Source organism: Faecalibacterium faecis, assembly GCF_040096475.1.
GTDB lineage: Bacteria > Bacillota > Clostridia > Oscillospirales > Ruminococcaceae > Faecalibacterium > Faecalibacterium taiwanense.
Window position 1 is genome coordinate 1 of record NZ_JBBMEP010000004.1, and the last position, 14,195, is coordinate 14,195.

The 14,195-nt window shown below is 60.6% G+C and carries 13 protein-coding genes, 1 pseudogene and 1 riboswitch; all 14 genes and pseudogenes read left to right on the forward strand.

The genetic code is table 11. From position 1 onward, the window contains the following. The first annotated feature begins 469 nt into the window (after positions 1-469). The 14 genes and pseudogenes from WMO17_RS02700 to WMO17_RS02760 all read left to right on the forward strand — a co-directional run bounded on the left by WMO17_RS02700 (position 470) and on the right by WMO17_RS02760 (position 14,195). Positions 470-790, forward strand: a complete 321-nt coding sequence (locus WMO17_RS02700) for an Hpt domain-containing protein (protein WP_349137429.1) — start codon at positions 470-472, stop codon at positions 788-790. Between the two features lie 105 nt (positions 791-895). Next, positions 896-1,108, forward strand: a riboswitch (cobalamin riboswitch). 168 nt (positions 1,109-1,276) lie between these two features. Beyond that, on the forward strand, positions 1,277-2,509 hold the full coding sequence (locus WMO17_RS02705) for a sirohydrochlorin cobaltochelatase (RefSeq protein ID WP_349137430.1): 1,233 nt from the start codon (positions 1,277-1,279) through the stop codon (positions 2,507-2,509). A 117-nt stretch (positions 2,510-2,626) separates the two neighbouring features. Further along, entirely contained in the window at positions 2,627-3,478 is an 852-nt protein-coding gene (locus WMO17_RS02710) for an iron transporter (protein ID WP_349137431.1), read from the forward strand. Between the two features lie 107 nt (positions 3,479-3,585). After that, a complete protein-coding gene (locus WMO17_RS02715) occupies positions 3,586-4,725 on the forward strand; it encodes an ABC transporter substrate-binding protein (protein ID WP_349137432.1) in 1,140 nt (379 codons plus the stop codon). Between the two features lie 30 nt (positions 4,726-4,755). Next, positions 4,756-5,775, forward strand: a complete 1,020-nt coding sequence (locus WMO17_RS02720; protein ID WP_337679381.1) for a FecCD family ABC transporter permease — start codon at positions 4,756-4,758, stop codon at positions 5,773-5,775. Beyond that, positions 5,775-6,275, forward strand: a pseudogene (locus tag WMO17_RS13185) (ABC transporter ATP-binding protein); the annotation flags it as partial. The gene WMO17_RS02720 and the pseudogene WMO17_RS13185, both read left to right, overlap by 1 nt. A gap of 168 nt (positions 6,276-6,443) precedes the next feature. Next, positions 6,444-7,724, forward strand: a complete 1,281-nt coding sequence (gene cbiD / locus WMO17_RS02725) for a cobalt-precorrin-5B (C(1))-methyltransferase CbiD (protein ID WP_435387694.1) — start codon at positions 6,444-6,446, stop codon at positions 7,722-7,724. After that, entirely contained in the window at positions 7,712-8,416 is a 705-nt protein-coding gene (gene cobI, locus WMO17_RS02730; RefSeq protein ID WP_349137434.1) for a precorrin-2 C(20)-methyltransferase, read from the forward strand. The genes cbiD and cobI overlap by 13 nt, the downstream gene beginning before the upstream one ends. Positions 8,417-8,420: 4 nt before the next feature. After that, complete coding sequence (gene cobM, locus WMO17_RS02735) at positions 8,421-9,182, forward strand: precorrin-4 C(11)-methyltransferase (protein WP_005943270.1); 762 nt, start codon at positions 8,421-8,423, stop codon at positions 9,180-9,182. Beyond that, on the forward strand, positions 9,179-10,174 hold the full coding sequence (locus WMO17_RS02740; protein ID WP_349137435.1) for a cobalt-precorrin 5A hydrolase: 996 nt from the start codon (positions 9,179-9,181) through the stop codon (positions 10,172-10,174). The genes cobM and WMO17_RS02740 overlap by 4 nt, the downstream gene beginning before the upstream one ends. Next, positions 10,167-10,934, forward strand: coding sequence for a precorrin-3B C(17)-methyltransferase (cobJ, locus tag WMO17_RS02745; RefSeq protein ID WP_154256020.1), 768 nt, complete (start codon positions 10,167-10,169; stop codon positions 10,932-10,934). The genes WMO17_RS02740 and cobJ overlap by 8 nt, the downstream gene beginning before the upstream one ends. Then, positions 10,931-11,677 (forward strand): precorrin-6A reductase, encoded by a 747-nt coding sequence (cobK, locus tag WMO17_RS02750; RefSeq protein ID WP_097781490.1) that lies wholly within the window; start codon positions 10,931-10,933, stop codon positions 11,675-11,677. The genes cobJ and cobK overlap by 4 nt, the downstream gene beginning before the upstream one ends. Next, a complete protein-coding gene (gene cbiE, locus WMO17_RS02755; RefSeq protein ID WP_154256021.1) occupies positions 11,665-12,861 on the forward strand; it encodes a precorrin-6y C5,15-methyltransferase (decarboxylating) subunit CbiE in 1,197 nt (398 codons plus the stop codon). Before cobK ends, cbiE begins: the two co-directional genes overlap by 13 nt. Beyond that, a complete protein-coding gene (locus WMO17_RS02760) occupies positions 12,858-14,195 on the forward strand; it encodes a cobyrinic acid a,c-diamide synthase CobB (protein ID WP_349137436.1) in 1,338 nt (445 codons plus the stop codon). The genes cbiE and WMO17_RS02760 overlap by 4 nt, the downstream gene beginning before the upstream one ends.

A 14,195-nucleotide genomic window follows, 5' to 3' on the forward strand; every position in this document is an offset into this window, starting at 1 on the left:
GATTCGAACCACCGAAGCTGAAAGCAGCAGATTTACAGTCTGTCCCCATTGGCCACTCGGGAACACGCCCATATTCACTTTTTGTGTCCTTCGCCGGACGACTTGTTTATTCTATCATGCAGAAAGGCTTTTGTCAACTGTTTTTTTACCTTTTTCTTCAAATGCGTTTTCCGTGCAGAGAAACGGCGGGAAAAGCCCTGCAGCCATGCAGGCACGGTAAAGTCGGAGAAAAAAGCCAGCCGGAAGAAATTGATAGGCAAATTGCAAGAAAAACTCGGGACAATATGTGAAAAGTGCAAGACTTTTTGTCTCTGCATTGAAAAACGCAGTAAGGCGTGATATATTTAAAACGCAACAAAGTGCAACAAAATGGATGGCGCTTTTGTCACTCTGTGGCAAATCAGGCGGGATAAGTAGAAAAAGAAAGGCATAGCGACAAACCATGACGATTCAGGAATGTTATAGACAGATGGGCGCAAATTATGAGGACGTGCTCAAGCGGCTTTACAACGAAGGCATGATCTGCAGATTTACGCTGATGTTTTTGAACGACGACAGCTATCCGAAACTGGAGCAGGCATTGAAGAAAGAAAATGTGAAGGAAGCATTCCGTGCGGCACACACGCTCAAGGGCGTGTGCCAGAACCTGGGCTTTACCAACCTGTATCAGCCCACCTACGATTTGACCGAGGTGCTGCGCACAGGCACACTGGAAGGTACCAAGGAGCTGTTTGACAGCGTGGCCTGCCAGTACAAAATCACCATCAATGCGATCCGTGCGCTCCAGTAAGCTCCGCATTTGGCTCGATCTCCAAACGGCATCCTTCCTTATAAAAAGGCAGGATGCCGTTTTTTATTGCATTCTGCGCAGTTTTATGATATAATGCCGGACGAACTGAACAGAAAAACAGCAGGTGCCTTTTGCCGATGCACTGCACGGCGGAAAGGGTAAAAGGGAAGCGGGTGCAGATCCCGCACGATCTCGTCACTGTGATAAGGGAGTCCGCATCAGGGTGCTTTGCACCAGCCACTGGAGCTTATGCTCTGGGAAGGAGATGACGGGCGGCGATCTTTCAGTCAGGAAACCTGCCTGCTGTTGGTACGGGGGTGCAAACCCCAGATCACGAGGAATTGGTTGTACCAAAAAGCCCTGAAACAACAGAGGTCTTTTTGTCATGCCATCCGCAGGACAGAAGGGCCTCTTCTTTCATCTTTCTTTCCTGTACCCTTTGTTTGGTTCAAACCGCAATTTATCCAGCAGGAAAGGACAAGAACAATGAGAAAGATCGAAACCAAAAAGCTGGCCGCAGCTGTTACGGCTCTGGCTCTGTGCGCCGGCGTGCTCACCGGCTGCGGCGGTGCTGCTTCCAGCACTGCATCCAGCACCGCTGCGTCTTCCGCTTCCAGCGAAGCGAGCAGCGAGGAGGCTGACGAAATGGCAGCAAAGAACGTGGCAGACCTGATCGATGCCATCTATGTGCAGGAGCGCAATGAGGATACCGATGCTCAGTGCGAAGCCGCCAAGGCTGCATGGGATGCCCTGACCGACACCCAGAAGGAACTGGTGGAAGGTGAGAACGCCGACCCCGACTACTTTGGCCGTGACACCGGCGATGCTTCCAAGGATGATGCCCGCAATCAGGACGACATTGGCGACAACGAGCTGCTGGTGGTCTCCTTCGGCACCTCCTTCAACGACAGCCGCGTGAAGGACATCAAGGGCATCGAGGATGCCCTGCAGGCCGCATACCCGGACTGGAGCGTGCGCCGCGCCTTCACCGCACAGATCATCATCAACCATGTGCAGGCCCGTGACGGCGAAAAGATCGACAACATGCAGCAGGCCATGGACCGCGCTGTGGAAAACGGCGTGAAGAATCTGGTCGTCCAGCCCACCCACCTGATGCACGGTGCTGAGTACGACGAGATGATGGAAATGATCGACACCTACCGCGACAAGTTTGAATCTGTCGCTGTGGCTGAGCCCCTGCTGGGCGAGGTCGGTTCCGATGCCACCATCATCAATCAGGATAAGGAAGACGTTGCCAAGGCTGTCACCGCTGCTGCCGTGAAGGAAGCCGGCTACGACAGTCTGGATGCCGCTGCTGCGGACAAGGTCGCCTTTGTCTTTATGGGCCACGGCACCTCGCACACCGCAAAGGTGAGCTACAGCCAGATGCAGACCACTATGCAGACTCTGGGCTACGACAATGTGTTCATTGGCACCGTTGAGGGCAAGCCGGAAGAGACTGCCTGCGAGAACGTCATCGAGGCTGTTAAGGCTGCGGGCTACACCAAGGTCATCCTGCGCCCGCTGATGGTGGTTGCCGGCGATCACGCCAACAACGATATGGCCGGTGAGGATGCCGACTCCTGGCTGAGCCAGTTCAAGGCTTCCGGTGCTTTCGACAGCATCGACTGCCAGATCGCTGGTCTGGGCGGGATCGAGGATGTCCAGAAGCTGTATGTCGCCCACACCAAGGCGGCGATCGATTCTCTGAACGGTTGATCAAACGAACCCTCTCCGTCTCGCGGCCGCTTTGCGGCATCCGGTGGAGAGGGTTCATTTTTTATCTGAACAATGGTATAATAAAAGCTGATTTCTTATAATGTAGAGGTATTTCCTATGAAACGCGTTTTTTCCTGTATTGTCGCTGCTTCTCTGGCACTGAGTCTGCTGGTGGGCTGCGGCGCTTCTTCCACGGCATCTTCTGCAGCTTCCAGTGCTGCTTCTTCCGAGGCGGCATCCTCTGTGGCTTCTTCTGCCGCTGAGACCGCCGCTTTGCCGGATGGTGTGTATACCGCCGAGTTTGACACCGACAGCAGCATGTTCCACGCCAACGAAGCCTGCGACGGCAAGGGCACCCTGACCGTGGAGAACGGCCAGATGACCTTCCATGTCAGCCTTGCTTCCACCCATATCGTCAACCTGTATCTGGGCAAGGCTTCCGATGCCGCCGACCACGAGGCCGACTGGCTGCAGCCCACCACAGATACCGTCACCTATTCCGACGGCACCTCGGAGGAGGTGTACGGCTTTGACATTCCGGTCACTGCTGTGGATACGGACTTTGACCTTGCCATTCTGGGCACCAAGGGCAAGTGGTACGATCATGTCGTCAGCGTGCGTGATGCCGTGGAAAAGGCTGCGGAAGCCGAGACCCCGGCAGACGGCACCTACACCTGTGATGTGACGCTGGAGGGCGGCTCCGGCCGTGCCACCGTGGAGAGCCCCGCCGCCCTGACCGTGGCAGACGGCAAAATGACCGCCACCATCGTGTGGAGCAGCCCCAACTACGACTATATGCTCGTGGACGGCGAGAAGTATCTGCCCACCAACACCGAGGGCAATTCCACCTTTGAAATTCCGGTATCGGCGCTGGATACCGCACTGGATGTCACCGCCGACACCGTTGCCATGAGCACCCCCCACGAGATCGAGTATACGCTGACCTTTGATTCCGCAAGTCTGAAGTGACTCCTCCAGTCACCTTCTTTGGCAAAAAGATAAACTTTACCGTACTGCCAAAGCCTCCCTCTATGAGGGAGGTGGCACGGCGCAAGCCGTGACGGAAGGAGTTACCTATGAAAATCACTCGCAACCAATTTCTGAAACTGATCCCCGCTGCGGCGCTGACGCTGACCGGCTGCGGCAGCAAGGCTCAACCTGCCAATACGGAAAGTCTTGTTTTCTCCCATCATTACAAGCTGGACTATGCACAGCAGTTCACAGCGGACTGCTATGAGGGCGGCTATACCATGCTGACCATCGCGGAGTCGGATGCACGGTTCCTTGTTGTGCCGGAAGATGCTGCGGAGGTGGACGGTCTGCCTGCTGATGTGACTGTGCTGCGCCAGCCGGTGGAGAATATTTATCTGGTCTCCACCTCGGTGATGGATCTGCTTTTGCATCTGGATGTACTGGACAGCGTGGCCTTTTCCGGCACCAAGGCCGAGGGCTGGTATCTGCCCGAGGTGAAGCAGGCCATGGAAGAGGGAAAAATTGCCTACGCCGGCAAGTACAGCGCCCCGGATTACGAGCAGATCCTGGCAGCGGGCTGCCGCCTTGCCATTGAGAATACTATGATCCTGCACACGCCGGAGGTAAAGGAGCAGCTGGAACACTTTGGCATCCCGGTGCTGGTGGAGCGTTCCAGTTACGAGAGCGACCCGCTGGCCCGCATGGAGTGGATCAAGCTTTACGGCATCCTGCTGGGCAGGGAAGAACAGGCCGAGCAGGTGTTTTCCGCGCAGGAGACAGCCGTTCAGCCCATCCTCTCGCAGGAACCCACGGGAAAAAGCTGTGCCTTCTTCTCGCTGACCACCAACAACCTTGCCACTGTGCGCAAGGGCAGTGACTATGTGGCCCGCATGATCGAAATGGCGGGCGGCAGCTATGTCTTTGCGGACCTGACGGACAATGGCAACAGCCTTGCTACCATGAACCTGCCGCTTGAGGACTTCTATGCAGGTGCAAAGGATGCCGATGTGCTCATCTACAACAGCGCCATCGAGGGCATGATCGCATCGGTGAGCCAGCTGACCGAGCGTTTCCCACTGTTGAACGAGTTCAAAGCGGTGCAGAACGGTCAGGTGTGGTGCACCACCCAGAGCCTGTTCCAGCAGAGCATGGAGCTGGCAGACCTGATCGTGGATATGAACCGGGTGTTTACCAAGGGCACACCTGCCGCCAGTACCCTGAAATTCCTCACCCATGTGGACTAAAGAAGGAAAATTTTACAGAAAGGAAAGCCTATGACCCGTACCAGACGCCTTGCAGCCGCCTATATTGCCCTTGCGGCAGCCGTGGCTGTGCTTTTTGCGCTGAACCTGTTCTGGGGCAGCGTATCCCTTGCACCGGGTGCGGTGCTGACGGCACTGCTGGGCAAGGGCGGCGATGCGCTTGCGGGGAACATCATCCTGCAGCTGCGCCTGCCCCGCGCGGTCATGGCGGCGCTGCTGGGGGCAGCCCTCAGCGCAGCGGGATACCTGCTGCAGACTTTTTTTGCAAACCCCATTGCCGGGCCATTTGTTATGGGCGTTTCCAGCGGCGCAAAGCTGGCGGTGGCCCTGACCATGGTGGTGTTTCTGGACCGCGGGATGCTGACCAGCTCGGCCACGATGATCGCGGCTGCCTTTGCGGGTGCCATGGCTTCCATGGCCTTTGTGCTGGCGGTGGCCCGGCGGGTGCAGCGCATGAGCATTCTGGTCATCTGCGGTGTGATGATCGGCTATATCTGCTCCGCCATCACCGATATCGTGGTGGCCTTTGCGCAGGATTCCAACATCGTCAACCTGCACAACTGGTCGCAGGGCAGCTTTTCCGGCGTGACATGGGCCAATGTGCAGGCTGCGGCACTGGTGGTGCTGCCTGCGCTGGCGGCATCCTTTCTGCTTTCCAAGCCCATGGCCGCCTACCAGATGGGCGAAGCATATGCCCGCAGCGTGGGCGTGAATGTCAAGCCTTTCTCGGTAGCGCTGGTGCTGCTATCCAGCCTGCTGGCGGCCTGCGTCACCGCCTTTGCGGGGCCGATCTCCTTTGTAGGCATCGCGGTGCCGCACCTTGTCAAGCAGCTGCTGGGCAGCGCAAAGCCGCTGTATGTGCTGCCGGGGTGCTGCTTGGGCGGTGCGGCTTTCTGCCTGTTCTGCGACCTGCTGGCCCGCAGTCTGTTCGCGCCCACGGAGCTGTCCATCAGCTCGGTCACGGCCGTGTTCGGCGCACCGGTGGTCATCTGGCTGCTGGTGCGGCGCAATTCAGAGCGGGAGGGCGCATGATGAACGAAAAAGCACTTTGCACTGCGCGGTGTCTTGCCATCGGCTACGGCAAGACACCGCTGCTCTCGGATATTTGCCTCGGGGTGCAGCCGGGGCAGATCCTGACCTTGATCGGCCCCAACGGCGCAGGCAAATCCACCTTACTGCGCACACTGGCGGGCCAGCTGGCCCCCATGGGCGGCACAGTGCTGCTGGCGGGGAAGGATCTTACTGCCTATACCGGTACCCAGCGGGCGCAGAAGCTGGCCCTCATGGCTCCCCACAGCCGCCGGATGGAGCTGACCACCTGTTTTGACTTTGTTTCGGCGGGGCGCTATCCCTACACCGGACGGCTGGGCATTTTGTCTGCCGAGGACAGGCAGCAGGTGCACAGAGCTTTGGAGCTGGTGGGCGCGGCACACCTTGCAGACCAGGATTTTAACCGCATCAGCGACGGCCAGCGCCAGCGCATCCTGCTGGCCCGGGCACTGTGCCAACAGCCGGAAGTGATCCTGCTGGACGAGCCGACCTCTTTTCTGGATATCAAGGGCAAGATCGAGCTGCTCACCATTTTAAAGGAGCTGGCCCATACCGGTCAGCTGGCGGTGATCCTGAGCCTGCACGAGCTGGAATTGGCTGAAAAAATAGCGGACACGGTGGTGTGCGTTTCGCCCGGTGGTGTTTCCGGCGTGCTGACCCCGGAACAGGCGTTTCAGCCGGAGAACATCCGCACCCTGTACGGCCTGACCGAACAGCAGTACACGGCTCTGTTCGGCACACCGGAGCCGGAAGCCGAAAAGGCACCCGCCGGAAAACCTCAGTTTGAGCATTACGTCCGCAGCGGGCAGAAGTTGCTGCGCTGCGGCTATACCACCGGCACCTGTGCCGCGCTGGGGGCTGCAGGGGCGGCGCGTCTGCTGCTGACCGGCCGCGAACCGGAAACGGTGGCTCTGCGCACGCCCAAGGGCATTGTGGTGGAGGTGGCTCCCATTTACTGCCGCAGCACGGACACAGGTGCCGCATGTGCCATCCGCAAGGACGGCGGCGACGATGTGGATGTGACTACGGGCCTGCCGGTGGTCGCATCAGTGGTACTGGAACCGGATGCCCCCGGCGTGCGCATCCTTGGCGGCGAGGGGGTGGGCCGGGTGACGAAGCCCGGCCTTGACCAACCCGTAGGCGAGGCCGCCATCAACCATGTGCCCCGCCAGATGATTGCCGAAGCGCTGGAACGGGAAGCTGAAAATGCTGCCTACACCGGCGGCTTTGCGGTGACCATCTCTGTGGAAGGCGGTGCCGAGACGGCAAAGCGCACCTTCAACCCGCACATCGGGGTGGAGGGCGGGCTTTCCATTCTGGGCACCAGCGGCATCGTGGAACCCATGAGCCAGCAGGCCATTCTGGATACCATCCAGCTGGAAATGAATCAGGCCGCACTGCGCGCAAAAAATGCCCCCGGCCCCCGGCGGCTGGTGCTGGCCCCCGGCAACTACGGGCTGGATTATCTGGCCAGCGCTCTGCCGCAGTTCGAGCGGTTCCCGGTGGTCAAGACCTCCAACTTCATCGGGGATACGCTGGATATGGCGGCAACGGCAGGATTTGAACAGGTGCTTCTGGTAGGCCACGTGGGCAAGCTCTGCAAGCTGGCGGCAGGGGTCATGAACACCCACTCCCACACGGCGGATGGCCGTGCCGAGGTGTTCTGTGCCCATGCGGCGCTGTGCGGTGCCGCGCATGAGGTGTGCGCCGCCCTGATGGATGCCGCCACCACCGATGCCTGCCTTGACATTCTGGACGGCGCACAGCTGCGTGCACCGGTGCTGGAAAGCATCCTTGCCGCCATCCAGATGCATCTGGACCGACGGGCAGGCGGGGCGTTCCGGGTGGGCGCGGTGCTGTTCTCCAACCAGCACGGCCCGCTGGGCGAGACAAAAACGGCAAAGGAGCTGATGCAGGAATGGCAGAACTGAAAGGTACATTTTACGGTGTCAGCGTCGGCCCCGGCAACCCGGAGCTGATGACGCTGCAGGCTGTGCGGCTCATCCGGCAGTGCCCGGTGCTGGCCGCGCCGCAGACTGCTTCCGGCCAGATGCTGGCGCTGGACATCGCCCGCAGTGCGCTGGGAGAAGCGTTGGACGGCAAGACCATCGTCCCGCTGTACTTTGCCATGAGCCGTGACCCGGCCGCGCTGGCGGCTTCGCACGAAAAAGCCGCCGCCGCGGTGCGGCAGTATCTGGATGCCGGGCAGGACGTTGCCATGCTGAACATCGGTGATGTTTCCATCTATGCCACCTTTGGTTACCTGCAGGAGATCTTGCGGGCCGGGGGTTATGCCACCGCCATGGCGGCAGGCGTGCCCAGCTTTTGTGCGGCGGCGGCGCGGCTGAATGTGCCGCTGACCGGCGGCATGGATACGCCGCTTACCATTGCGCCCGGCGGCTGGACAGACCGCGTGCTGGAAATGCCCGGCACCAAGGTATTGATGAAAGCCGGCAGGCAATTGCCTGTCTTATTGGATACCCTGCAGCAGGCAGATAAGCTGAAAAAAAGCGCACTTGTGTGCAACTGCGGTCTGCCGGACGAGCGGGTCTACCCGGATCTTTCCCTTGAACGGCCGCAGGAACAGGCCGGTTATTTTGCCACCGTTTTGGTAAAGGAGTAACGTTATGGTACATTTTGTTGGTGCAGGCCCCGGCGCACCGGACCTCATCACCCGGCGGGGCGCGGCCCTGCTTCAGAAAGCCGACTGCATCATCTATGCGGGCAGTCTGGTGAACCCGGCCCTGCTGGGCCTTGCAAAGGCAGACTGCGCCATTTATAACAGCGCTGAAATGACGCTGGAGCAGGTGCTGGATGTGATGCGGCAGATGGAAGCTGCGGGTAAGATCACCGTGCGCCTGCACACCGGCGACCCCTGCCTTTACGGTGCCATCCGGGAGCAGATGGATGTGCTGGACGCCGAGGGCATTCCCTACGATGATACCCCCGGTGTGTCCAGCTTCTGCGGCGCAGCGGCGGCACTGAATGCAGAGTACACGCTGCCCACCGTCAGCCAGACCGTCATCATCACCCGCATGGAGGGCCGCACCCCGGTGCCGGAAAAAGAAAAGCTGGCAAGCCTTGCCGCCCACGGGGCAACGATGGTCATTTTCCTATCCATCGGCCTTGTGGACAAAGTACAGCAGGCGCTTCTGGAAGGCGGTGCCTATACGCCGGATACCCCGGCAGCGGTGGTGTATAAGGCCACATGGCCGGAGGAAAAAACGGTGCGCTGCACCGTAGGTACGCTGGCGGAAAGCGTTCATGCAGCGGGCATCACCAAAACGGCGCTCATTGTGGCAGGCGGCTTTCTGGGGCGGAATTATGAGCGCAGCAAGCTCTACGACCCGGCCTTTACCACCGAGTTCCGCAAGGGGACAGACCAGTGACCCGCGCCTATCTGGCCTTTACGGCAAAGGGCCTTGCACTGGCCCAAAAACTGGCGGCGGCATATCCCGGCAGCGTGGCCCGCTGCGGCCATGAAGCCGGGCAGGTGCACCTTGCCGATTGGACGGCCCGCCAGTTTGCCGGGAGCGATGCCCTTGTTTTTGTAGGTGCTGTGGGCATTGCGGTGCGGGCCATTGCGCCCCACTGCCAAAGCAAGGCGCAGGACCCTGCCGTTGTGGTGCTGGACGAGTGCGGCCGCTTTGCCGTGCCCATCCTCTCAGGCCACCTGGGCGGTGCCAACGACCTTGCCCGGGCGCTTGCCGCTGTGTGCGGTGCGGTGCCGGTGATCACCACAGCCACCGACGCAAACGGTGTGTTTGCGGTGGACGAGTGGGCAAAGCACCAGAACTGCACCGTGCTGGAGCCGGAGCGCATCAAGCTTGTCAGCGGTGCACTGCTGGCGGGCAAAACGGTGCAGTTTGCATCCGACTGGCCCATTGCTGGTGCACCGCCTGATGGGATCACGGCGGGAGATGACCCGGACTTTGCCCTCACCCTCTGCCCGGCGGGGGATGCGCTGCATCTGGTGCCGCGCATCGGCGTGCTGGGCGTGGGCTGCAAACGCGGCACCAGCACCGAAACGCTGGCCGAAGCCTTTGCAGCTTTCTGTGACCAGAACCGCCTTGCGCCGCAATGCATCACGGCGGCGGCAAGCATCGACTTAAAACAAAACGAGGCGGGCCTGCTGACCTTCTGTAAGAGCCACAGCTGGCCGGTGCAGTTTTTCACAGCGGAACAGCTGCGTGCCGCCCCCGGCAGCTTTACGCCTTCGGCCTTTGTGCAGAGCGTTACCGGCGTGGACAATGTCTGTGAACGGTCGGCAGTGCTGGCCGCAGACGGGACACTCGTTTTTCACAAATATGCCCATACCGGCGTGACCTTTGCGCTGGCCGTGCGGCCCTATGCCCCGGACTGGAGGTGGCAGAATGTTTGATCCGATGAAATTTGAAATCGACGAACCGGAAAAGGTAGTCTACGTGGTGGGCATTGGCCCCGGAGATGTTTACTACCTGACGCAGGAAGCCCAGAACGTTCTGGAACACGCAGATGCCATCTGCGGCTATAAACTTTATCTTGATCTGATCGAGCCGGAGTTCCCATGTGAGGAATATTATTCCACCGGCATGACCAAGGAGATCGACCGCTGCCGCTGGGCGCTGGAAAAGGCGAATACCGGTAGGCGCGTGGTGATGGTGTGCAGCGGCGACGCAGGCGTTTACGGCATGGCCAGCCCTGTGCTGGAACTGGCGCAGGATTACCCGGACGTTGCCGTAGAAGTGGTGCCCGGCCTTACGGCCGCCCTCAGCGGCGGGGCTGTGCTGGGCGCGCCGCTGGCCCACGATTTCTGCGTGATCTCCCTTTCCGACCGGCTTACCCCGTGGGAGGTCATCGAAAAGCGGCTGGCCTGCGCAGCGCAGGGAGATTTCTGTGCTGCACTCTATAATCCTTCCTCCAAGGGCAGGCCGGACTACCTGCAAAAGGCAGTGCGCATCCTGCGCGCAAACGGCAAGGCGGATGATACCGTCTGCGGCCTTGTGCGCAACATTGGCCGCGAGGGCCAGAGCGCCCGGGTGCTGACGCTGGCCGAGCTGGAAAACACGCCGGTGGATATGTTCACCACCGTGTATATCGGCAACAGCAATACCCGCGCCCTTTCGGGCCGGATGGTCACGCCGCGGGGGTACCGTAAGTGAAGGCGGTCGTGTTCAGCGGCACCACCGAGGGCCGTCGCTTTTCCAAAAAGCTGGCAGAGCTTGGCGTTGCGGTAACGGTGTGCGTGGCAACGCCGCTGGGGGCCGAGGAGCAGGGCGAAATGGCGGGCATCACGGTGCACGCCGGGCGGCTGCAGCCGGATGCCATGGCGGCATTGCTGGCGGGAGCTGATCTCTGCGTGGATGCCACCCACCCTTATGCAGTGGATGCCACCAGGAATATCCGCGCTGCAGCGGTGCAGGCGGGCGTGGAATACCGCCGCCTGCTGCGTGCGCAAAGCCCCTTGCCGCCCGGCTGTGCGGTGTTTGAAACAGCAGCGCAGGCTGCAGAATATCTGGCCGGGACAGAGGGCAATATCCTGCTTGCCACCGGTGCCAAGGAGCTGGCTGTGTTTGCCGGGCTGGAACCGGCGCGGCTTTACCCGCGCGTCCTGCCCACGCCGGAGGGCATTGCCGCCTGTGAAGCAGCCAATGTCCCGCACCGGAACATCATTGCCATGCAGGGACCGTTCAGTCTGGCGCTGAATAAGGCGTTGATAACACAGTTCCAGATCCGGTACCTCGTCACCAAGGACGGCGGCGCAGCGGGCGGCTTTGCCGAGAAGGTGCAGGCCGCTGCCGATACCGGCGCACAGCTGGTGGTGCTGCGCCGCCCGCCGGAAACTGGCGAGACGGAAACACAAATTTTAGCGTATTGCAAGGAGATTTTGCAATGGTCACACTGATCGGCATGGGCAGCGGAAAATGGGAAGCCCTTTCGGCGCAGGCACAGCAGGCTGTGCGCAGCGCGGGCCTTGTGTTCGGTGCAAAGCGGCTGCTGGCGGGCCTGCCTGCAGACTGCACGGCCCGGCAGTTCGCGCTCTACCAGCCCGCTGACATTCTGGAAACGCTGGCACAAAACCCTGGGCAGGATGCTGCCGTGCTTTACAGCGGCGATACCGGATTTTACTCCGGTGCGTCCGGTCTGCTCACGCCGCTGCGGGTGCTGGGCATCCCCGCGCGGGTGTATCCGGGCGTTTCCAGCATCCAGCTGCTTTCAGCGGCGCTGGGCCGACCGTGGCAGGACTGGAAGCTGGTCTCGGCCCATGGCTGCGCCTGCGACCCGGTGGCCGAGTGCATGATGAACCGTTCGGTGTTCTTCCTCACCGGCGGCACTGAAACGCCCGCCTCTCTGTGCCAGAAGCTGACCGATGCCGGTATGGGCGAAGCCCACGGCGTGGTGGGCGAAAACCTTGGCACCGAGGCGGAAGCCATCCGCTACGGCTCTGCTGCAGAGCTGGCGGGGCAGAGCTTTGCACCACTCAGCGTGCTTCTGGTGGAAAACTTTGATCTGCCGCAGCTGCGTGCGCCGGGCTTCCCGGACGAAAGCTTCATCCGGAGCGAGGTGCCCATGACCAAGCAGGAGGTGCGCGCTGCTGCGCTGGCAAAGCTGGCGGTAATGCCCACCGACACTCTGTGGGATGTGGGTGCAGGCACCGGCAGTGTGAGCGTGGAGCTTGCGCTGGCGGCACCCAAAGGCCGCGTTTACGCCGTGGAGTGTGAACCGGATGCCTGTGAACTGATCCGTAAAAACCGGGCAAAGTTCCATGCTTGCAACCTCATCCTCATCGAGGGCCGCGCACCGGATGTGCTGGCAGACCTGCCTGCGCCGGATGCCGTGTTCATCGGCGGCACCAAAGGCGGCATGGAAGCCGTGCTGGATGAAGTGCTCGGCAAGAATCCGAACGCACGCATCTGCATTTCGGCCATTGCGCTGGAAACGCTGGGCGCTGCCATTGCCGCCCTCACGGCCCGGGGCCTGACCGCAGAGGTAACGCAGATCGCCGTCAGCCGCACAAAACCGGCGGGCCGACTGCACCTGCTCATGGCCAATAACCCCATCTTCCTCATTACGGGTACACGCAAATGATGCAATTCCTCATCGCCGCGCCTTCTTCCGGCAGCGGCAAGACCACTGTTGCCTGTGCAGTGCTGGCGGCGCTGAAAAAGCGCGGGGCCGACCCCTGTGCGTTCAAAAGCGGGCCGGACTACATCGACCCCATGTTCCACCGCTCGGCTCTGCAGGTGGACAGCCACAATCTGGATCTGTTTCTTTCCAACAGGGATATGGTGCGGGCCATTTTTGCCCGCTATGCCGCCGGGCATGGTGCCGCCGTGTGCGAGGGCGCTATGGGCTTTTATGATGGTCAGGGCCTGACCACCCGTGCCAGCGCTTGGGAACTGGCGGATACGCTGGGCCTGCCGGTGCTGCTGGTGGTACAGCCCAAGGGTGCCAGCGTGACACTGGCCGCGCAAATTCAGGGCCTTATGAACTTCCGCAAAAACAGCCATGTTTCGGGCATCCTGCTCAATGATTGTTCCGAAAAGCTGTATAAAATGCTCAAGGCCCTGCTGGAAAGGGAGACCGGCCTGCCGGTGCTGGGCTATCTGCCCCATTTGCCGCAGGCAGCGGTAGAAAGCCGACACCTCGGCCTGAAGACTGCAGATGAAATTGCCGACCTGCAGGAAAAGATCGCCCTGCTGGCCGATGCACTGGTACTGGATTGGCAGCGCCTTGCCGTGCTGACCGAAAAGCCTGCGCCGGAAGCTTTGCCGGGAGCAGCTGCACCCACATCCGTCCGCATTGCGGTGGCAAAGGACGAGGCGTTCTGCTTTACCTATGCCGAAACGCTGGACGCACTGCGGGATGCCGGGGCGGAGCTTGTGCTTTTCAGCCCGGTGCAGGATGCGGTTTTGCCGGAAAATATAGGCGGGCTGTATCTGCCCGGCGGCTACCCGGAGCTGTACGCCAAAACGCTGAGTGAAAACAAAACCATGCTGGCTTCCATCCGGCAGGCCGTGCAGGCGGGCCTGCCCACAGCAGCCGAATGCGGCGGCTTTTTGTATCTGGGCCGGAGCCTTGAGGATGCCGACGGTAAGGCGTGGCCCATGGCAGACGTTCTGCCGGGCGATGGCATCCGGGTGGGAAGGCTGGTGCGCTTTGGCTATGCCGAAATGACCGCCAAGGCGGACAGTATGCTCTTCTGCGCCGGAGAAACGCTGCCCATCCACGAATTCCACCACTGGGATTCCACCGCAAACGGCACTGCATTTACTGCCTGCAAAAACGAAAAAATGCAGTGGGAATGCGGCTTTGCAAACGAGAATTTCTATGCGGGGTTCCCGCATTTATACTGGGCGGGCACGCCCCTGCCGGGCCGCTTTGTGCGCGCGGCAGAACGATACAGCAAAACAAAAGGATGA